Here is a 19,275-nt window from a genome sequence, read left to right on the forward strand (position 1 = left end):
ACCGAGTCGTGGGCATCGGCCATCGCCCTGCCCACCGGCACCGGCTGAGCCCGGTGACAGCCGGGCACGGGTGGGTGACACGGCTGCCCCCGTCGGGCGAGCGAGGTGGCCGCCCCGGCCGGGGAACCGGGCCGCCTTGCCGGACGCGCACGGAAGGCACGGCGGTCGCCTCCAGCGTTCGGGGCGAACGGGGTCAGCCCCGCCGCGCGCGTGCCTCGTCGAGCCGTGCCCGCTCCTCGTCGGTGAGTCGCAGCGCGCCGGCGGCGACGTTCTCGGCCAGGTGGCGGGGGTTGCCGGTGCCGGGAATGGCGAGGACGTGCGGACCCTGGTGCAGCGTCCAGGCGATGCGGATCTGGGCGGGGCTCACGCCGTGGGCCCGGGCGACGGAGAGCACCGCCTCGTCGTGCGCGGTCGTCGAACCGGCCTCTGCGGCCTCTCCGGCCTCTCCGGCGACGGCGTAGAAGGGGACGAAGGCGATGCCGTGCTCGCCGCACAGGCGCAGGACCTCGTCGCCTTCGGGATCGGGGCGGTCCACCGCGTACCGGTTCTGGACGCTGACCACCGGGGCGATCTCCAGCGCCTCGGCGAGGTGCCGGGGTTCGACGCTGGAGATCGCGAGGTGGCGGATCAATCCCGCCTCGCGCAACTCGGCGAGCGCGCCGAAGTGTTCGGCGATGGAGTCCTGACGCATCCGGCGCAGATGGACGACGTCGAGGTGGTCCCGCCCGAGCTGGCGCAGGTTCTCCTCGACGTGCCCGCGCAGCTGGTCGGGCCGGGCCGCGGTGCCCCACTCGCCGTGGTAGTCGCGGTAGGGGCCGACCTTGGTGGCGATGACGAGGTCGTCGGGGTACGGGGACAGCGCGGTGTTGATGAGTTCGTTGGCGGAACGCAGCGACGAGAAGTAGAAGGCCGCCGTGTCGATGTGGTTCACCCCGAGTTCGACGGCCTTGCGCAGGACGGCGAGCGATCGTTCCCGGTCGCTGGGGGTGCCGAGGTGGAAGGCGGCGCTGCCGGTCAGCCGCATCGCGCCGAATCCGAGGCGGTGGACGGGCAGGTCACCGAGTTTCCAGATGCCGGAGGCTTCCGCGGTGATCGTTTCTGCAGTCATCGGCGGAGCATCCCACACGGCATCCGGGAGGGCATCGGGAATACGGGCCGGCACCCGGCGAGCCCCGAGGATCCGGGCGAGGCGCCGGCGGGCGGAGATCCGGCTCGGCGCCCGGCCGCGTGTCACGGCCGGGCGCCAGGGACTGCGGGGATCAGGACAGCGGCTTCACCAGGACCGCCTTGCGGTGGCTGAACGTCTCGATGGAGTAGCGGCCGTGGTAGCTGCCCATGCCGCTCTCCCCCACCCCGCCGAACGGCAGGTCGGAGACAGTGAGATGGGCGAGCGGCAGGCCGTGGCCGAGGCCGCCGGAGGAGGTCTCGGCGGCGATGCGGTCACGGGTCTCGTCCGACTCGCTGAAGACGTACAGGGCGAGCGGCTTGTCGCGGTCGTTGATGAAGCCGATGGCCTCGTCCAGGCCGGGCACGGTGACGATCGGCAGGATGGGACCGAAGATCTCCTCCCGCATGACGGGCGACTCGGGGTCGACGTCCGCGAGGACGGTGGGCGCGATGTACCTGGCCGCCCGGTCGGCGGCGCCGCCGACGGCGACACGGCCCGAGCCGAGCAGCGCGGACAGCCGGTCGAAGTGCCGCTCGTTGATGATCCTGCCGTACTCCGGCGAGCGCGCCGGGTCGGCGCCGAACAGGCCCTCGACCGCGCGGACCAGCGCGGCCTCCAGGGCGGGCGCGGTCCCCGGGTCGGTCAGGACGTAGTCGGGGGCGACACAGGTCTGCCCGGCGTTGAGGAACTTGCCGCGGGCGAGCCGGTCGGCGACCACGTCCAGGTCGGTGCCGCGGTCCACGAACACCGGGGACTTGCCGCCCAGTTCGAGGATGACCGGGGTGAGGTGCTCGGCGGCGGCCCGCATGACGACGCGGCCGACGGTGCCGTTGCCGGTGTAGAAGATGTGGTCGAAGCGCTCGGCCAGCAGGGCCGTGGTCTCCGGGACACCGCCCTCCACCACGGCGACCGCGTCCGTGTCCAGGTAGGCCGGGATCAGCTCGGCCAGCGCGGCCGAGGTGGCCGGGGCCAGCTCGCTCGGCTTGGCGACGACGGCGTTCCCGGAGGCCAGCGCGCCGACCATCGGGGCGAGCAGGAGCTGCGCCGGATAGTTCCAGGGGGCGATGACGAGGACGACGCCCAGCGGGTCGTACTGCGTCCAGGCCGTGGCGTCGGCGCCGAGGTGGGCCGGGACGGGCGCGGACTCGGGGCGCAGCCAGTCCGCCAGGTGCTCCAGGGTGTGGTCGATCTCGCGGACGGTGAAGTCGATCTCGGTGCGCCGGGCCTCGGCGGCACTCTTGCCGAGGTCGGCGTGGAGGGCGGCGGCGAGGTCGGCCCCGCGTTCCGTGAGCATCGCGCGCAGCCGGCGCAGCTGGCCGGTGCGCCACTCGACGGGCTTGGTGCGGCCGGTGCCGTAGGCGGCACGCAGCCGGGCGACGACGTCGGCGGGCTGCTCGGGCAGGGAGTGGTTCACGGATGCCTCGCTGCTGGTGCGCGGGCCGGTTCGGCCCGGACGGGGGAACACGTCGGATGTAAATGCCAACCTTTCATGTCCTCAAGTTCATTCCGGGAGCGCTCCGGGGTGACGAGGGTCACGTCCCGGAGCGGGCCGACTCCCCGCCGCCGTCGCTCCGGGCGCCGACCGGGGACGGGCGCCGCGCCATCAGTGCTGGTCCACGAAGGGCCGTACCTCGATGGGCAGCGTGGTGGCCAGGGCCGCCTTGCGCCCCCAGGCCAGGGCCTCGTCGAGGTCGGCGGCCCGGATGAGGCACAGTCCGCCCAGGTACTCCTTGCCCTCGGCGTAGGGGCCATCGGTGACGAGGACGTCGCCGTCCCGGGGCCGGAGCACGGTGGCGGTCTCCGGGCCGTGCAGGCCGCCCGCGAAGACCCAGGCGCCGGCGGCGCGCAGTTCGTCGTTGAACGCCTCGACGTCGTGCATGATCGCGGCGAGGTCTTCGGGGGCGGGCGGCGTGCCGTCGGCCGGCTGGACCACGCTGAGCAGGTAGTGCCTCATGACGTCCTCCTAAACGTCGGGCCCCTCTCGGGCTCTGAGTCACCTCCTACACGAACGGCCCGGGCCGGGCTCGACAGCGCGCGCCGCGCGTCGCGGAAAAGTCTCCGGAAGAACCCTCCGCATGCCCTCCCGGCCCCGCGTCCGCTCGTGGTCCGGCGCCTCAGCGCCCGCGCACCAGCCGGTGCGCGACGGCGTGGGTGCCCACCGCGGCCGCCGCCGCGAACGCGATGCCCTGGAGGACGTCCCGCGGGCGGGTGGGACGCAGCAGGCCGGCGCGGCGCAGCCGGGCGCGGGCCCACAGGGTGAAGGGCAGGACGACCAGCGGCGTGGTCGCGGAGCCGGGGGTGTATCCGCGGACGGCCGCCGCCTGCGCGAGGTGGACCAGGCCGTGCGCGCCGAAGCCGTTCAGCGCGGTCTGGTAGACGGCGGAACGCCCGCCCGTGCGCCGCCCTTCGGCCGCGGCCGCGCCGACGACGACCGCCATCAGGGCGACCGCCGTGCTGAACTCGCGCCGGTCCGCGCCCTCCAGCCCTCGCCACACCGGCTCGGGCACCCGGGGGAACCGCTTGCGCAGCTCCGGCACCTGTGTCCGCACCCAGCGCGGCACCATGACGACTTCCTCGGTGTCGTGCACCGCCCAGGCGGCCAGCAGGCCCCAAGTGACCGCCTTGCTCACGTCGTTCCGCTCGTCTCGCATGAACGCCCAGTCTGCCAGGGCGCGTTGTCCGGCTCGCGAGCGGCCCGGGGGCGTCAGCCCGCCGCGGCCAGCAGCGGAATCCGGTGCAGGGCCGTGGCGAACTGGTCCACCACCTGGTCCAGTGCCTCGGCTGTGGCGGGCGCGACGGTCACCGAGCCGTCCTCCCGCACGGTGATGTCCTTGTCGAGGGTGAACCAGCCCTGGACTATGTGCGCGGCGCCCATGGAGTTGAGCACCGGCCGCAGGGCGTAGTCAATGGCGAGAACATGCGCGGTGGAGCCGCCGGTGGCCAGCGGGAGCACGGTCTTGCCGGCGAGCGCGTACTGCGGGAGCAGATCCAGGAGCGCCTTGAGGACCCCGGAGTACGACGCCTTGTAGACGGGCGTGCCGACCACGACGCCGTCGGCGCGGGCGAACAGTTCGGTGGCCTCGACGACGGCGGGGTGCCGGAAGTCCGCGCCGAGCAGGGCCTCGGCCGGGACGGTACGGACGTCGAGCGGGATCACCTCGTGGCCCTGGGCGGCGAGCCGCTGGTCCAGGTGGCGGAGCAGGCGGCCGGTGCGCGAGGAGGCGGAGGGGCTGCCGGAGACGGACAGGACGGTGGCCATGGGTGCCTCGTTTCTGTGCCAGGGAGTGGCCGCCGGGCGCGCGGGCACGGACTCGGGCTCGCCGCCCGTCGGACGGCACGCACCGGCCCAGGACCCGGCGGCCCGTCGGCGGGCGGCGGTCGAGTCGCCGCCCGGAACGTTCTCGGGGAAGGGCGGACCTCGCCGGGATCCGGACACAAGCCGGTCTCAGCGCAGGTCACGGGCGCCGCGGGCACGCCGAAGCCGGCCCGGGGGTCGGGGAGTTCGAGGCGTGACGGAAACCCGTGAGGAGGGGGAGGAAGGACGCGGATCAGACCGCGGCGCGACAGGAGGCGCTGGAGACGCGTGCGAGGTCGACGTGGCGTCGCCGCGTGAGGTCCAGTCGCATCGTCATGTCGCTGATCGTGCAGCAGCCGTTGACGGCAGTCAAGGAAAACCCGGCCGGTCTCGTATCCCGGACCGCCGGGTCGCCACGGAGGCTTGATCGGGCGGGGGGCGCCGCCGGAACGCTTCGGCGGGACGTCCGGAGGCGGCCGGCGCAGTGCGCTTCCGGTCCCGTCCCGACGCCGCCCGCACCCGCCCCGGTGGCCCCGGTCCGGCTTCTCCCCCCGCCCCGCCGGGGCGCCAGCCCGCCCGTCCCGGCCCGGGTGTGCCCCGGGGTCAGTCTTCGCCCCTGCCCCGTCGGCCGCCCGCCCGGGCCCGTGCCCCGGGATCAGACGCGGCCGTCCTCCTCGTGTCCCTCGACCACGACGAGGAACGCGTCCGACTTGAGGTCCATCACCACGGTCGCCGGTTCGCCCGCGGCGCGTCGGGCCGCCGCGTACTCCTCCGCCGGCCATGAGCCACGCGGAGCCCCGGCGGGAAATCGCTCCAACACCTTCGCACTCATGGCGGCGGCCACCTCCTGCGTCGAGGACCCGGACGGAATGTACGTGTTGTACTGGTCCGGCTGCCCCCGTTCAGCGCATACATGTCACCGCCCCGGCACCCGTACCGCCGCCGTTCCGGTGAGGCACGCATCCGTGGGCCCGCGTCGGCGGGAAGTCCTCTCCCGGGGGGCCACCGACGCGAAGGACCTGGCTGCGATGAACCACGACGACTCGGCGGACGGTCTCCGCTGCCTGGTGACCGGCGCCACGGGGTACATCGGCGGCCGGCTGGTGCCCGAACTGCTGGCCGCCGGACACCGGGTGCGCTGCCTCGCCCGCTCCCCGGGCAAGCTGCGCGACCACCCCTGGGCCGAGGAGGTGGAGGTGGTGCGGGGCGACGTCACGGACGCCGACTCGGTCGCCGCCGCGATGCGGGACGTCGACGTGGTCTACTACCTGGTCCACGCGCTGGGCAGCGGCGGGGACTTCGAGGAGACGGACCGCCGCGCGGCCCGCGTCCTCGGCGAGCGGGCGAAGGCGGCCGGGGTGCGGCGCATCGTCTACCTCGGCGGTCTCACGCCGGCCGGGGTGCCCGGGGACCGGCTCTCCCCGCATCTCAGGTCGCGGGCGGAGGTCGGCCGCATCCTGCTGGCCTCGGGGGTGCCGACCGCCGTCCTGCGGGCCGCCGTCATCATCGGCTCGGGATCGGTGTCCTTCGAGATGCTGCGGTACCTCACCGAACGGCTGCCGGTGATGGTCACGCCGAGCTGGGTGCGCACCCGGATCCAGCCGATCGCCGTCCGGGACGTCCTGCGCCTCCTCGTGGGCTGCGCGCGTCTGCCGGACGACGTCAACCGCTGCTTCGACATCGGCGGGCCGGACATCCTGACGTACCGGGACATGATGATCCGGTACGCGCGCGTCGCCGGGCTCCCACGGCGGCTCATCGTGCCGGTGCCGGTCCTGACCCCCGGCCTCTCCAGCCACTGGGTAGGGCTCGTCACGCCCGTACCGGCGTCGATCGCGCGGCCGTTGACGGAGTCGCTGCGCCACGAGGTGGTCTGCCACGAGCACGACATCGCCGGGTACGTGCCGGAGCCGCCGGGCCATCCGCTCCGGTTCGACGAGGCCGTGCGGCTGGCACTGCGCCGGGTGCGGGAGGCGGCGGTGAGCACGCGCTGGTCGTCCGCGGCGGTGCCCGGGGCCCCCAGCGAGCCGCTGCCCACCGACCCCGACTGGGCCGGCGGCAGCCTGTACACCGACCGGCGCGAGGCGGTGGTGGACGCCCCGGTCTCCGCGCTGTGGCGGGTGATCGAGGGGGTGGGCGGGGAGCACGGCTGGTACTCCTTCCCGCTCGCCTGGAGCCTGCGCGGCTGGCTGGACCGGCTGGTCGGCGGGGTCGGCCTGCGCCGGGGCCGCCGGGACGCCGAGCGGCTGCGGGTGGGCGACTCGCTGGACTTCTGGCGGGTGGAGGAGATCGAGCCCGGCCGGCTGCTGCGGCTGCGGGCGGAGATGCGGCTGCCCGGTCTGGCCTGGCTGGAGATGCGCGCCGAGCCGGACGGCGACGGTCGCAGCCGGTACCGCCAGCGGGCCCTGTTCCACCCGCGGGGGCTGCTCGGCCACGTCTACTGGTGGGGCGTGTCGCCCTTCCACGCCGTGGTCTTCGGCGGCATGGCCCGCAACATCGCCCGGGCGGCGGCCCGCCAACCGAAACCCCCCACCCACTGAGGCACCGACGACCACCCCCGCCCGCCCGGAAGTCCCCGACTCCCGAGTCGGCCGCCCACCGGCCCTGCCCGCGCCGTGGTCGCCCGCCCACCGGGACGCGCATCCGGTGGGGCCCTCGCGGCGGAAGTGCTGAGCGTCCGTATCCCTCGCCCCGGAGCCGCGCCATGTCCGTCTCGGTCGTCCTGTTCACCGCCGACCTGCGCCTGTACGACCACCCGCCCCTGCGGGCCGCGCTGGAGGGCCGCCGTCAGGTCGTCCCGCTGTTCGTCCGCGACCAGGCGGTGGCCGCCGCCGGCTTCGCGGTGCCCAACCGGCTGGCGTTCCTCGCCGACTGCCTGCGGGACCTGGACTCCGGGCTGCGCGAGCGCGGCGGACACCTGGTGGTGCGCTCCGGCGACGTCGTCGAGGAGGTCTGCAAGACGGCCGCCGAGGCCGATGCCGACGAGGTGCACATGTCGGCGGACGCGAGCGCCTACGCCCACGCGCGGGAGCGGCGGCTGCGGCGCGCCCTGGAGGCCGAGGGCCGGCGGCTCTACGTCCACGACGCGGTGACCACCGCGGTGGGCCCCGGCACGGTGACCCCGGCCTCCTCGGACCACTTCGCCGTGTTCACGCCGTACTTCAGACAGTGGTCGGGGCAGCGGCTGCGGGACGTTCTGACGGCGCCCCGCGTGGTACGTGTCCCGTCGGGCGTCGGATCGGAGGAACTGCCCTCCCGGGCCTCGGTGCCGGGGGTCTCGCCGGGGCTGGCCGAGGGCGGCGAGAGGGCGGCCCGCGAACGGCTCACCGCCTGGTTCCGCTCCGGCCTCGCCGCCTACCAGGACCGGCACGACGACCTGGCGGGGGACGCGACCTCCCGGCTCTCGCCGCACCTGCACTTCGGCACGCTGTCCCCCGTCGAGGTGGTCCACCGGGCGCGCGGGGCGGGCGGTCCGGGGGCGGAGGCGTTCGTACGGCAGGTCGCCTGGCGGGACTTCCACCGCCAGGTGCTGGCGGCCCGCCCCGCCGCGGCGCACGCCGACTACCGCACCAAACACGACCGCTGGCGGTCCGAGCGCACGGCCCGGGACGACATCGAGGCGTGGCGACAGGGCCGTACCGGCTATCCGGCGGTCGACGCGGCGATGCGCCAGCTCCTGCACGAGGGATGGATGCACAACCGGGCCCGCCTGCTCACGGCGAGCTTCCTGGCCAAGACGCTCTACGTCGACTGGCGGATCGGCGCCCGGCACTTCCTGGAGCTGCTGGTCGACGGGGACCTGGCCAACAACCAGCTGAACTGGCAGTGGGTCGCGGGCACCGGCACGGACACCCGTCCCAACCGGGTCCTCAACCCCGTCACCCAGGCCAGACGGCACGACCCCGACGGCGCGTACGTCCGGCGCTGGGTGCCCGAGCTGAGGGAGGTGGCGGGGGCGGCGGTCCACGAGCCGTGGAAGCTGCGGGGAGCGGACCGGGAGCGGGTCGAGGCGTATCCGGACCCGATCGTCGACCTCGCCGACGGGCTGGCCCGTTTCAAGCGGGCCCGCAACCGAGCCTGAGCGGGCCCGCCGCCGTCAGGAGGGCTCGCCGCCGTCAGGAGGGCTCGCCGCCGTCAGGAGGGCTCGCCGGGCGGTGCCGCGCGGCAGCCGGCCGCCAGGATGTCGAGGGCCTCGGACAGCGAGGCGGGGCGGAGCATGCCGCGGGCGGGCCGCCCGGACCAGCCGGGGCCGCCGAGCAGCATCAGCGGCCTGGCACGGGCCCCTCTGACACCCCACTCCATCGCGGTGACGTGCTCGGCCAGCGGCAGGCTCGCGGTGGAGCGGGCCTGCGCCCACAGGACCACGGCGACCGGGCCCAGCCGCCGTACCGCCGCCAGCAGTGCCTCCGCCGGAACCGCGGCACCGAACATCCGCGCCGGGACACCGAGCCGGCTCAGGGCCGCGTTGAGTGCCTCCAGGGGCAGGGTGTGCTGCTCGCCGGGGACGCAGGCCAGGAGCACGGGCCCGGCCCCCGTGGCTCCGGCGGCCGCCGCGGACTGCCGGGTGTGCCGGCGCAGCGTGGTGGACACGTGCCAGGACAGCAGGTGCTCCACCTCGACGTACCGGTCCCCCGACGAGGCCCATCGGCGGCCCACGGCGTGCAGCGTCGGCGCCATCACGTCCTGCCAGGCGACCACCAGGCCGTAGCGGGTCAGCATGCTCTCCAGCCGTTCCTCCAGTGCCACGGCGTCGAGCCGGACGGCCGCCCGGGCCAGCCCCCGGCCCTCCTGCCGGGCGTCGGCGGGGAGCGGTGCGCCGTCGGCGGCCGGTGCGGGGAGTCCGGCCGGCCCTCCCGGCGCGGGGGCCGGCCCGGGCGGACGCCGGAGGGCTGCCGGTTCCGCCCCCTCCCGCGCGGCCCGGGCGGCCTCGGCGGGCGGCACCCCGGACGCGGTCAGCCGGCACATCGTCTCCAGCGTCGTCACGTCCTCGGGCGCCCAGCGCCGGTGCCGGCCGCCGGTGCGTGCGGCGGGGCCGATGCCGTAACGGCGGTCCCAGGAGCGCAGGGTGGTGGGTGAGACGCCCAGCCGGCGGGCCAGCGCGCCGGTCGTCAGCGCCGGGTCGGCGGCACCCGGCCGCGATGGTTCCGCGGGGTTCCTCACGTCCATGCGACGACGATACGACGCAGAAACGATGCGAGTTGTCGCTTCGCCGCACCGGATCACACGATCGAACGGATCGGGCCGACAACCGGCAGGTCCCGGTCCGCCGACCGGACGGATCAGGACGACACCACGGCAGCCCCCCGGACCGCCGGAACGGCGGGGAGCACACCGGTCCGCCGGAGCAGTGGGAGTCCAGCGGTCCGCCGGAGCAGTGGGAGTCCGTGGGAGTCCAGCGGTCCGCCGGAGCAGTGGGATCCGCCGGAACGGTGGCGGGGTCGCCGTGCCCGGCGGGGGTTGCGCCGGCCCGGCACGCCCCGGCCGGCCCGTCCGAAGCGAAGGAGCCGTCGTCATGAGCCCGCACCCGACCGCCGTCGCCACCGGCTCCACGGCCCCGGCCGGCCGGTCCCCCGGCGCACCGCCGTGGCCCGGCGCCGGGGAGCCGCTCACCGACGAGCGGCTCATGCGGGGGCTGGCGGCCGGCGACGACGCCTGTCTCGCCGCCGTCCACCGCCGTTGGGCGCGTATGGTGCACGCGCTGGCGTGGCGCACGCTGGGCGACGCCGCGGAGGCCGAGGACGTCACCCAGCAGGTGTTCCTCGGCGTCTGGCGCGGATGCGGCGGCTACCGGCCCGAGCGCGGCACGGTGGCCGGGTGGATCGTCGGCATCACCCGCCGCCGGATCGCCGACGCCCTGTCCGCCCGGACGCGCCGTGGCGAACTGGTCGTGGCCGCCGGGGCGGCCCTGCCGCCGGGCGAGTCCGCCGCCGGCCGGCCCGAGGCCGCCCTGGACCGCGTCCTGGTGGGCCAGGCACTGGCCCGGCTCCCGACACCGCAGCAGCGCGTGCTGCGGCTGGCCTACTACGAGGACCTCACGCAGACCCAGATCGCGGAGCGCACGGGATGGCCGCTGGGCACGGTCAAGAGCCACGCGCGAAGGGGGCTGCGCCAGTTGCGCCACGACCTGGAGGGCCAGAGCGGACCGCACGAGACCTGCCCCTGAGGAGACCTACACATAAAGAAGAAATAAGAGCAAACTGGACTATGTGGCGCTCATCGCACGCCAAGTCAGACGCGGTCCGATCCGCGAAGCCAAAGGAGACGACTCATGGCCAACCTGCACAGGGGTGACATAGCGAGCCACCCCGATGTCTCCGAAATGCGGGACCGCTATGCCCGCATGCTCGGCGGTCGTGATGTGGCCCTCGTGGACGGGCCTGTGTTCCTGCTCGGCCTGTACTGTGCCGCATCCCCGTGGATCGTGCACTACTCGGCGAGCCAGCCCTCGCTCATGGCCCACAACCTGATCATGGGCATAGCGATAGGCCTGCTGGCCCTCGGATTCACCCGGGCCCCCGAGCGGATGTACGGCCTCAGCTGGGCCATGTGCGCGCTCGGCATCTGGATGATCATCGCCCCGTGGATCGTGGGCCGTGGCCCGGACGCGGGTGTCATCGTCAACAACATCGTCATCGGCGCCCTGGCCCTGATCCTCGGGCTGATCTGCGCCGGTACAGCGGCGAAGAGCGCCCCCAGGCCGTAGAAAGAGGAGACCGAGGAAAGGAAGCAGGGAACAGCGCGGCCGGTCCGCCTGGGCGGACCGGTCCGCGCCTGCCCGCCGCCGCTCAGCGGGTCGGCACCAGCCACGGCTCCTGCGGCAGGGTCCGGCCGGTCTCCAGCAGCGACTTGAGGTTCGACAGCACGGCCGGCCAGCCGGACGCGACGTCCGAGCGCTCGCCCTCGTCGCGCAGGTCCTCGTGCGTGACGGTCAGCCGGACGATGTCCTCGTGCGGCCGGATCTCGAAGGTGACCCGGGAGTGCCGGTCCTCCCGCTCCTCCTCGCCGGGCGCGGCCCAGGTGGTCACCAGCCGGGTCGGCGGCTCGCTCTCCACGACGCGGCCGACCACGTCGGCGACACCGGAGCCGTCGGTGCGCACATGCTCCCAGCGGGATCCGGGCCGCCAGTCGGACACGTTGGCGTGGCCCCAGTAGGCGGCCGTCAGGCCGGCGTCGGTGAGCGCCTCCCAGACCCTCTCGGGCGTGCTCGCGATGTACGTGACGTACACGAAACCGGGCTTGTCCGTCATGGCTTCCTCGGCTCGTCGCTTCACGGCGCCGAGCGCGCTCAGGCGCGGGCGCTCGAACTTGTCGATCCACCGCTCCTGGATCTCGTGGAGCGGCACGGGGTTGAGGTAGTGCAGCTTCTCCCGCCCCCGCCGCACCGTGCTGATCAGGTTGGCGGCCTCCAGGACGGCCAGGTGCTGGGTGACCGACTGGCGGCGCATGGAGATGCGCTCGCACAGCTCGCCCAGGGTCTGGCCGTTGTTCTCGTGGAGCCGGTCGAGCAGCGCCCTGCGGGTGTCGTCCGCCAGTGCCTTGAAGACCTTCTCCATCCCGGTGCCGTCCTCCTCCGATCGCGTCGCGGGTGCCCCTAGCCCACCTCGACGGGCGGCTTCCGCGCGTCGTACTCCTCGCTGATCTCCTTGGGACCGAACGGCCACACCTTCTCCAGCCGGGCCCACACCAGGAAGGCCACGCAGCCGAGGGCCAGCCAGGCCAGGGACCACTCGACGGGATGCCGGCCCGGGGAGTTCCGGTCGGCGTACCCGTAGATCACGCACCAGCCGGCGAACGCGACGACGCTCGGCAGCGGATAGAGCCACATCCGGTACGGGCGGGACAGCGTCGGCCGGCGCCTGCGCAGGACGGTCAGCGCGACGATCTGGGCGAGGGCCTGCACGATGACCATGACCGTGGTGAGCAGCTGGATCAGGGTCGCGAGGTCGGTGTGGCGGCCGATCAGGAAGCCCACGGCGGTGATCGCACCCATGGTCGCGAGGCCGAGCACGGGGAAGCGGTGCCTCGGGTGCAGCTTCCCGTACGGGCGGAAGAACACCCGGTCGCGGGCCGCGTCGTAGGGCACCCGGGAGCCGCCGAGCAGACCGGCGAAGACGGAGGCGAACGCGGTGATCAGGATCAGCACGGTCACCACGTCGGCCGCGCCCCTGCCCCAGGTCTCCTCCAGCACCGCCGAGGCCACCGAGGTGGAGGCGATGTCCCGCGGGTCGGACATCCGGTGCCAGTCGACCACTCCGAGGGTGCCGATCTGGAGCAGCAGGTAGATCACCATGATGCCGAGGATGGAGAGGACGATGGAGCGCGGGAGCGTACGGCCGGGGTCCTTGATCTCGGCCCCCATGTAGGCGGTCGTGTTGTAGCCCAGGTAGTCGTAGATACCGATGGTCAGGCCCGCGGCGAAGCCCGGCCAGAAGTGGCCGCTCGTCGGGTCGAAGGCGCCCGCCGGATAGGTGAAGGCCAAGTGCGGGCTGAAGTCGCCGGCCGCTGCCACGATCACCAGCAGCACGGAGGCGATCATCACGGTCCACATGACGGCGGTGATCCGGGCGATGTGTTCGATGCCGCGCCACAGGAGGACCATCACCAGGGCGATGACGCCGAGGCCGGTCAGGTCCCCGGCGGTCCGGTCCAGCCCGGGTGCGAGATAGCCCAGGTACTGGACGAATCCGACCACGCCCGTGGACATGATCAGCGGGATGAAGAGCATCGCCGTCCACACGAACAGGAACGGCATCAGGCGGCCCGTGCGGTACTGGAAGGCCTGGCGCAGATAGACGTAACTGCCGCCGGAGCCGGGCATGGAGGCGCCCAGCTCCGCCCAGACCAGCCCGTCGCACAGCGCCAGGACCGCGCCCGCGACGAATCCGACGACCGCCTGGGGTCCGCCGAACGCGGCGACCATCAGCGGGATCGTCACGAACGGGCCGATGCCGCACATCTGGCTCATGTTGATCGCCGTGGCCTGGAACAGGCCGACGCGGCGGACGAAACCACCCGTGGGTGGCGGACTTCCGGACATGGGGGGCTCCTGACGCGATGCTCCGCGGCACCCGGCCGGGGGCCGACATGGCCGATAAAGTTAAGGAGCCTTACTAGGGCCGTCAAGTATGCGCGGACCCATGCACGAGAATGGTGGGATGCCCGCCAGTGACGCCGTAGAGCAGCCGGAACAGCCCTGGAGCCGCCGCCGCCTGCGCAGTACCAACGAGCGGCTGCTGCTGGACCGGCTGCGCGGCCTGGGCACCGCCTCGCGCGCCCAACTCGCGCGGGAGACGGGCCTGTCGAAGCCCACGGTCTCCAGCGCGCTCGCCTCGCTCGCGGCGGCGGGCCTGGTGCACGAGGTCGGCACGCACGCTCCGGAGCGCGGGCGCACGGCCGTGCTCTACGCCCCCGATCCGGCCGCCGGGTACGCGCTCGGCGTGGACATCGGCCGGGGCTGGCTGCGGGTGGCGCTGGCCGGTCTGGACGGCCGGCTCGTGGCCCGGTCCGACGTCCGCAACCGGGCCCGTGCCTCCGCCGCCCTGACCGACCTGATCGTGACCACCGCCCGCCAGGTCATGGCGAACTCGGGCGTGGACCCCGCGGAGGTGGCGCACGGGGTGATCGGCACGCCGGGGGTGTACGACGAGGAGCGGCGACGGGTGCGGTACGCGATGCATCTGCCCGGCTGGGGGCGGGCCGGGCTGGTGGACCGGATACGCGCGGAACTGGGCGTGCCGCTGGAGGTGCACAACGACGCCAATCTGGCGGCGCTCGGCGAGTACGCGTTCGGCGTCGGCGCGGGCAGCCGGCTCTTCGCGTACATCATGATAGGCACCGGGCTCGGGATGGGCATCGTCAGCGAGGGACGGCTGTTCACGGGCGCGCGCGGGCTGGCCGGGGAGATCGGCTTCCTGCCGTGGCACGGGCGGCGGAAGCCGGAGCGGCTGGAGGACGCGGTGTCGGGGGTGGCCGTGGTCGAGGCCGCCCGGGAGTTCGGGATGCGCGGGCAGCTCACGGCGAAGGCGGTGTTCGACGCGGCCCGGCAGGGCCATCCGGACGCCGTGCGGGCGGTGGAGCTGGAGGGCGAGCGGATCGCGCACACCGTGGCGGCGGCCGCCGCCGTGCTCGATCCGGAACTCGTGGTGCTCGGCGGCGGTGTCGGCCACAGCGTCGACCTGCTGCTGCGGCCGGTGCGGGAGCACGTGCGCGCGCTCACCCCGCTGCGCCCCCGGATCGCCCCGAGCCGGCTCGGCGAGGACGCCGTCCTGCTGGGCGCGGTGGCCGTCGCGCTGGACACGGCGCGGGACCTGGTGTTCGAGCGCCGGACGGCCGGAATCTGACTCGCCGTCAGCCCGGCGCGGCCGAGGTCGTTGACACGGCTCCCGCCGGACCCTAGCTTGAACCAGATTTGTAAAGTTTCCTAACTTTACGAGCCTGGAGACCCCCGTGTTCCCTCGCCCCGTTCCCACCCGCCGGTACACCACCACGACCGTCGTCCTCGGCCTGCTCGCCACGCTGGCCACCGGTGCCTGGACCGGGGAACGGCGGCCGGTCGCGCCGCACGGGCCGGCGGAGACCACCCGGGTCTCCGACTCGGCCGGCGCCGGCACCCCGCTCTCCGGCTTCGCGGTCCAGTCCACGGCCAGGGTGAGCGACTCCGCCGCGGCGGTCTCCTCCCCCGGCTATCCGGCGACCGGCTGGCACCCTGCGGGCGCGCGCTCGACCGTCCTCGCCGCGCTCCTCGCCGACGGTGTCTACGCCGACCCGTTCCACTCCACGAATCTGCAGCGGATCGCCCGGGCCGACTTCGAGGTGCCCTGGTGGTACCGCTCCGACTTCACCGTCGCGGACACCGCTCGGCGCACCTTCCTCGACTTCAGCGGCGTCGTCTCGGCGGCCGACGTCCACGTCAACGGCCGGCAGGTGGCGTCGGCCGCGGACGTCAGGGGCGCCTACACCCACCACGAGCTGGACATCACCTCACTGGTCCGGTCCGGCACGAACACGGTCGCCTTCCGCGTCCGGCCCAACGACCCGAACAAGGACCTCACGATGGGCTGGCTGGACTGGCTCCAGCCGCCGCCCGACCGGAACATGGGCATCGTCCGGGACGTCGTGGTCCGCAGGTCCGGCCCGGTGGCGCTGCGCGACACCCACGTGACGACCGAGCTGGCCGTGCCCTCGCTCGCCACCGCCGACCTGACCGTGAAGACCCGGGCCCGCAACGACTCGGACGCGCCGGTCACGGCGGACGTCCGCGGCAGCATCGGCGGGACGGAGTTCCGCAGGACCGTCTCGCTGGCCGCCCACGAGACCAGGACCGTCACCTTCTCCCCCGCCGACACCCCGGGACTGCACCTCACCGAGCCGAGGGTGTGGTGGCCGGCCGGGATGGGCGGGCAGCCGCTGTACGACCTCGGCCTCACCGCCTCCGTCGCCGGCGAGACCTCGGACACCGCGCACGAGACGTTCGGCATCCGTGACGTGCGGGCCCCGTTGAACTCCGCCGGCGCCCGCCAGTACCGGATCAACGGCCGGCCACTGCTGGTCAAGGGCGGCGGCTGGTCCCCCGACGAGTTCCTGCGCTGGGACCGCGCCTACGCCGAGGACCGTCTGAAGTACGCCGTGGACCTGGGCCTGAACACCATCCGGCTGGAGGGCCACCTGGAGCCCGACGAGTTCTTCGACCTGGCCGACCGCCACGGCGTGCTCACCCTGCCGGGCTGGGAGTGCTGCGACAAGTGGGAGGGCGAGGTCAATCCGAGCGGGTCCGGAGAAAAGTGGAACGACTCCGACCACGCCGTCGCGAAGGCGTCCATGGCCGCCGAGGCGGCCCGGCTGCGCGACCACCCGAGCGTGCTGTCCTTCCTGATCGGCAGCGACTCCGCCCCCGACGCGACGATCGAGAAGGGCTACCTGGACGCCCTGCGGGCGGCCGACTGGCCCGTGCCCGTGGTCCCCGCCGCCTCCGACGCCTCCGCCCCGCAGCTCGGCGCGTCGGGCATGAAGATGACGGGCCCCTACGACTGGGTGCCGCCCGGCTACTGGTACGCCAAGCGCGAGGGCGGGGCCACCGGTTTCAACTCCGAGACCAGCGCGGGCCCGAGCATCCCGACCCTCGACACGCTGCGCCGGATGATGACCCCGGCCGAGCTGGACACCCTCTGGAAGAACCCCGACGCCAAGCAGTACCACCGTTCGCCGTCCTCCACCTTCGGCACGCTCCGGATCTACGACAAGGCGCTCGCCGGCCGCTACGGCCCCCCGACGGGCCTCACCGACTACGTGCGCAAGGCCCAGCTGGCGCAGTACGAGAACGTGCGCGCCCAGTTCGAGGCGTACGGGCGCAACGCCACCGACGCGGACCGGCCCGCCACCGGGGTGATCCACTGGATGTTCAACAGCGGCTGGACATCCCTGCACTGGCAGCTGACGGACCGCTTCCTGGACCAGAACGGCGCCTACTTCGGCGCCAAGAAGGCGAACGAGCCGCTGCACGTCCAGTACTCCTACGACGACCGGTCGGTCGTCGTCGTGAACAACCGGCCCGAGGGCGCACGGGGTCTCACCGCACGGGCGACGCTGTTCGACCCCGACGGCACGCGGAAGTTCGACAGGACCGTCACCGGGATGACGGTCGCGGGCGACGGCGCCCACGGCACGGCCCTCACCCTGCCGTCCTCGGTGAGCGGGCTGTCGCGCACGCATCTGCTCCGCCTGGTGCTGACGGACGCGGACGGCAAAGAGGTGAGCCGGAACGTGTACTGGCTCTCCACCGAGCCGGACACCCTCGACTGGAGCGGCACCACCTGGTACTACACACCGACGACGGGCTACGCCGACCTCAAGGGACTCTCCTCGATGGCGCAGGTGCCGGTGACGGCGACGGCGACCACGCGTGCGTCGGACGGCACGTCGACCACGACGGTGACCCTGCGGCACGTCGGCGGCGGGACGGCCCCGGCGCTGCTGACGGACGCCCATCTCGTGGACGCCCAGGGGCAGCCGGTCCTGCCGGTGCGCTGGTCGGACAACGAGGTGAGCCTGTGGCCGGGCGAGACGGTGACCCTGACCGCCACCTACCGGACGTCCGACCTGCACGGATCGGCGCCCGGCGTGCGGGTCTCCGGCTGGAACACGCCGGAGCGGACGGTGCCGGCGGCCTGACGGCGGCGGGGCGGCCCCGGACGGACCGCCCCTGTTCCCCGGATCGGCTCACACCTCTCAGCTCACGTCGAGCGCGGTGTCGTCCACGACGAACGAGGTCTGGTACTTGGAGCCCTCGGTGCCGGTGAACCTCAGCGTGACGCTCTGCCCGGCGTAGGCGCCGAGGTCGAAGCCGCGCTTGGTGTAGCCGGAGGCCGCGTTCAGATTGGAGTACGTCGCCAGGGTCCCGAGGACGGTACCGGAGCTGTTCAGGACCTGGACCTTGAGGGTGTCGTAGGCGGTGCTGGTCGTGGTCTCGGCGGTGTCCACGTGCAGATAGAAGCCGAGCGTGGCCGAGCAGCCGGACGGGATGGTCACCGACTGGGAGAGCGTGTCGGTGCCGGCGGTGCCGTTGCCGTCGAGCCAGGCGTAGTACGAGCCCGAGCGCGGCGCCCTGCTCGCCGAGTCGGTGATGACGCCGCTGGTGGCGCTCCAGGTGCCGCTGCCGGACTCGAAGCCGCTGTTGCCGAGGAGCTGCGCGGCAGTGCAGGACGTAGGGTCGCCGCCCCCGCCGCTGCCGCCCGCGCCGGCCAGCCACTCGGTGGCGTTGAGCGCCAGGGCGGCGTTGGTGGCGGTGGAGTCGTTCCAGCCGTCGTAGAGGGTGTTGCCGGACTGGCCGGTGCCGTCGTCGACCGGGGAGCTGTCCCCCCAGAAGGCCACCCGGCCGCTGCCGAAGGTGCTGGTGGCGAAGAAGGCGCCGGTGTTGCCGGAGTAGCCGGTGCGGTAGAGCAGGCCCTTGACGGCGGAGTTGTCGGCGGGCTTGAGGGTGGCGGTCGTACCGCTGGCGATCAGGCTCTTGGTGACGGCGCCGAAGGAGCCGTGCAGGACCGGGTCGGTGCTGTCGCTGATCGCCGACGGGTGGTCGGAGCCGATGCTCAGCGAGTCGACGGAGAAGCCGAACGGGTCGGTGGAGTCGACGCTGTTGTTCGTCATCAGGTCGTTGAAGATCTCGACGGCGTCCTCGCCGTCGTTGTTGCGGTCGGCGCCGGTGTGGTCGGAGATCATGAACAGACCGCCGCCGTTCTTCACGAAGTTCATGATCGCCGTCTTCTCGGCGCCGGTGAACAACGTGTTGGGTTCGGGCAGGACCAGCGTGTCGAAGTTCGCCAGGTCGGTCGCGGACGTGCCGCCGTAGCTGAGACTGGAGCCGGACGGCAGGGTCTTCTGGCTGTAGCCGCCGGTCTTCTGCAGCGCGACGCCCCAGGAGGACAGGGCGCCGGTCCAGTCCGTCTCGGCGGACGGGGAGGAGTCCTGGCCGAGCGGGTCGGGCTGGCTGGTGGAGATGATCCAGTCGGCGTTGCCCGCCGTCTCCGCGTGGGCGTTGTCGAACAGGACGCGGTGGGTGGCCGCCGCGTGGGCGGGGGCCGCGGTGCCGGCCTGGACGGCGGCGCCGGTGAGCAGCAGCCCGAAGCCGGCCAGGGCGGTGGTGAGTCTGCGGCCGGATCTCTTGGTTCCGAGCATCCGTCGAACCTCCATGAGGGGTGGGGAGAGGCTGTGCGGGCGCCAAGTCTGCGCGCGTAGAACCCGCTTGAGGGTTTCCGACACGCATCGAGTGGTTGAACCGTACATGACATGACGGTGCGGTGAACAGGTTCCCCGGCCGCGG

General features: G+C 73.5%; 17 protein-coding genes. 6 read left to right on the forward strand and 11 right to left on the reverse strand.

The window, feature by feature from the left end:
• Positions 1-193: 193 nt before the first annotated feature.
• The 7 genes from FHS34_RS04925 to FHS34_RS04950 all read right to left on the reverse strand — a co-directional run bounded on the left by FHS34_RS04925 (position 194) and on the right by FHS34_RS04950 (position 5,295).
• Positions 194-1,108, reverse strand: coding sequence for an aldo/keto reductase (locus FHS34_RS04925; protein WP_184961509.1), 915 nt, complete (start codon positions 1,106-1,108; stop codon positions 194-196).
• 151 nt (positions 1,109-1,259) lie between these two features.
• Positions 1,260-2,582: an aldehyde dehydrogenase family protein gene (locus FHS34_RS04930; RefSeq protein WP_184961511.1), complete on the reverse strand. Its 1,323-nt coding sequence runs from the start codon at positions 2,580-2,582 to the stop codon at positions 1,260-1,262.
• Positions 2,583-2,771: 189 nt separating this feature from the next.
• Positions 2,772-3,122 (reverse strand): YciI family protein, encoded by a 351-nt coding sequence (locus FHS34_RS04935; protein WP_184961513.1) that lies wholly within the window; start codon positions 3,120-3,122, stop codon positions 2,772-2,774.
• A 160-nt stretch (positions 3,123-3,282) separates the two neighbouring features.
• Positions 3,283-3,819 (reverse strand): HXXEE domain-containing protein, encoded by a 537-nt coding sequence (locus tag FHS34_RS04940; RefSeq protein WP_184961515.1) that lies wholly within the window; start codon positions 3,817-3,819, stop codon positions 3,283-3,285.
• Between the two features lie 53 nt (positions 3,820-3,872).
• Positions 3,873-4,427 carry an NADPH-dependent FMN reductase gene (gene ssuE / locus FHS34_RS04945; protein ID WP_184961517.1) on the reverse strand — a complete coding sequence of 185 codons (555 nt, stop codon included), beginning with the start codon at positions 4,425-4,427 and terminating at the stop codon, positions 3,873-3,875.
• A gap of 289 nt (positions 4,428-4,716) precedes the next feature.
• Positions 4,717-4,800, reverse strand: a complete 84-nt coding sequence (locus FHS34_RS44025; RefSeq protein WP_362202531.1) for a putative leader peptide — start codon at positions 4,798-4,800, stop codon at positions 4,717-4,719.
• A gap of 318 nt (positions 4,801-5,118) precedes the next feature.
• The gene (locus FHS34_RS04950) at positions 5,119-5,295 is read right to left on the reverse strand and encodes a DUF8839 family protein (RefSeq protein ID WP_184961519.1); all 177 of its coding nucleotides are present in this window, start codon (positions 5,293-5,295) and stop codon (positions 5,119-5,121) included.
• Between the two features lie 196 nt (positions 5,296-5,491).
• Here FHS34_RS04950 and FHS34_RS04955 point away from each other — a divergent pair, with 196 nt between their 5' ends.
• Positions 5,492-7,003, forward strand: coding sequence for an SDR family oxidoreductase (locus FHS34_RS04955; RefSeq protein WP_184961522.1), 1,512 nt, complete (start codon positions 5,492-5,494; stop codon positions 7,001-7,003).
• A gap of 164 nt (positions 7,004-7,167) precedes the next feature.
• Entirely contained in the window at positions 7,168-8,544 is a 1,377-nt protein-coding gene (locus FHS34_RS04960; protein ID WP_184961523.1) for a cryptochrome/photolyase family protein, read from the forward strand.
• A 53-nt stretch (positions 8,545-8,597) separates the two neighbouring features.
• Here the strand turns inward: FHS34_RS04960 and FHS34_RS04965 are convergent, their stop codons facing one another.
• Positions 8,598-9,629, reverse strand: a complete 1,032-nt coding sequence (locus FHS34_RS04965) for a MerR family transcriptional regulator (protein ID WP_184961525.1) — start codon at positions 9,627-9,629, stop codon at positions 8,598-8,600.
• 346 nt (positions 9,630-9,975) lie between these two features.
• On the opposite strand from FHS34_RS04965, the gene FHS34_RS04970 reads away from it, so the two are divergent.
• Together FHS34_RS04970 and FHS34_RS04975 are read left to right on the forward strand one after the other, a co-directional pair.
• Entirely contained in the window at positions 9,976-10,626 is a 651-nt protein-coding gene (locus FHS34_RS04970; protein WP_184961527.1) for a sigma-70 family RNA polymerase sigma factor, read from the forward strand.
• Positions 10,627-10,731: 105 nt separating this feature from the next.
• On the forward strand, positions 10,732-11,166 hold the full coding sequence (locus tag FHS34_RS04975) for an SPW repeat protein (protein ID WP_184961529.1): 435 nt from the start codon (positions 10,732-10,734) through the stop codon (positions 11,164-11,166).
• A gap of 82 nt (positions 11,167-11,248) precedes the next feature.
• Here FHS34_RS04975 and FHS34_RS04980 read toward each other — a convergent pair whose 3' ends face one another.
• On the reverse strand, positions 11,249-12,016 hold the full coding sequence (locus FHS34_RS04980) for an ArsR/SmtB family transcription factor (RefSeq protein ID WP_184961531.1): 768 nt from the start codon (positions 12,014-12,016) through the stop codon (positions 11,249-11,251).
• A gap of 38 nt (positions 12,017-12,054) precedes the next feature.
• Positions 12,055-13,500, reverse strand: coding sequence for an APC family permease (locus tag FHS34_RS04985; RefSeq protein ID WP_184961533.1), 1,446 nt, complete (start codon positions 13,498-13,500; stop codon positions 12,055-12,057).
• A 118-nt stretch (positions 13,501-13,618) separates the two neighbouring features.
• On the opposite strand from FHS34_RS04985, the gene FHS34_RS04990 reads away from it, so the two are divergent.
• Complete coding sequence (locus FHS34_RS04990; RefSeq protein WP_184961535.1) at positions 13,619-14,803, forward strand: ROK family protein; 1,185 nt, start codon at positions 13,619-13,621, stop codon at positions 14,801-14,803.
• 106 nt (positions 14,804-14,909) lie between these two features.
• Positions 14,910-17,630: a glycoside hydrolase family 2 protein gene (locus FHS34_RS04995; RefSeq protein ID WP_184961537.1), complete on the forward strand. Its 2,721-nt coding sequence runs from the start codon at positions 14,910-14,912 to the stop codon at positions 17,628-17,630.
• A 57-nt stretch (positions 17,631-17,687) separates the two neighbouring features.
• Here the strand turns inward: FHS34_RS04995 and FHS34_RS05000 are convergent, their stop codons facing one another.
• Positions 17,688-19,130 (reverse strand): hydrolase, encoded by a 1,443-nt coding sequence (locus tag FHS34_RS05000; RefSeq protein WP_184961539.1) that lies wholly within the window; start codon positions 19,128-19,130, stop codon positions 17,688-17,690.
• Between the last annotated feature and the right edge of the window lie 145 nt (positions 19,131-19,275).

Source organism: Streptomyces echinatus, assembly GCF_014203595.1.
Classification (GTDB): Bacteria; Actinomycetota; Actinomycetes; order Streptomycetales; family Streptomycetaceae; genus Streptomyces; species Streptomyces echinatus.

Excerpts from the sequence above, each read along its gene's own strand:
- FHS34_RS04990 (WP_184961535.1), top strand. The coding sequence starts at position 13,619 with ATGCCCGCCAGTGACGCCGTAGAGCAGCCGGAACAGCCCTGGAGCCGC.
- FHS34_RS04980 (WP_184961531.1), bottom strand. The coding sequence starts at position 12,016 with ATGGAGAAGGTCTTCAAGGCACTGGCGGACGACACCCGCAGGGCGCTG.
- FHS34_RS04960 (WP_184961523.1), top strand. The coding sequence starts at position 7,168 with ATGTCCGTCTCGGTCGTCCTGTTCACCGCCGACCTGCGCCTGTACGAC.
- FHS34_RS04935 (WP_184961513.1), bottom strand. The coding sequence starts at position 3,122 with ATGAGGCACTACCTGCTCAGCGTGGTCCAGCCGGCCGACGGCACGCCG.
- FHS34_RS04970 (WP_184961527.1), top strand. The coding sequence starts at position 9,976 with ATGAGCCCGCACCCGACCGCCGTCGCCACCGGCTCCACGGCCCCGGCC.
- FHS34_RS04975 (WP_184961529.1), top strand. The coding sequence starts at position 10,732 with ATGGCCAACCTGCACAGGGGTGACATAGCGAGCCACCCCGATGTCTCC.
- ssuE (WP_184961517.1), bottom strand. The coding sequence starts at position 4,427 with ATGGCCACCGTCCTGTCCGTCTCCGGCAGCCCCTCCGCCTCCTCGCGC.
- FHS34_RS04965 (WP_184961525.1), bottom strand. The coding sequence starts at position 9,629 with ATGGACGTGAGGAACCCCGCGGAACCATCGCGGCCGGGTGCCGCCGAC.
- FHS34_RS04985 (WP_184961533.1), bottom strand. The coding sequence starts at position 13,500 with ATGTCCGGAAGTCCGCCACCCACGGGTGGTTTCGTCCGCCGCGTCGGC.
- FHS34_RS04940 (WP_184961515.1), bottom strand. The coding sequence starts at position 3,819 with ATGCGAGACGAGCGGAACGACGTGAGCAAGGCGGTCACTTGGGGCCTG.
- FHS34_RS04925 (WP_184961509.1), bottom strand. The coding sequence starts at position 1,108 with ATGACTGCAGAAACGATCACCGCGGAAGCCTCCGGCATCTGGAAACTC.
- FHS34_RS04955 (WP_184961522.1), top strand. The coding sequence starts at position 5,492 with ATGAACCACGACGACTCGGCGGACGGTCTCCGCTGCCTGGTGACCGGC.
- FHS34_RS05000 (WP_184961539.1), bottom strand. The coding sequence starts at position 19,130 with ATGCTCGGAACCAAGAGATCCGGCCGCAGACTCACCACCGCCCTGGCC.
- FHS34_RS04950 (WP_184961519.1), bottom strand. The coding sequence starts at position 5,295 with ATGAGTGCGAAGGTGTTGGAGCGATTTCCCGCCGGGGCTCCGCGTGGC.
- FHS34_RS44025 (WP_362202531.1), bottom strand. The coding sequence starts at position 4,800 with ATGACGATGCGACTGGACCTCACGCGGCGACGCCACGTCGACCTCGCA.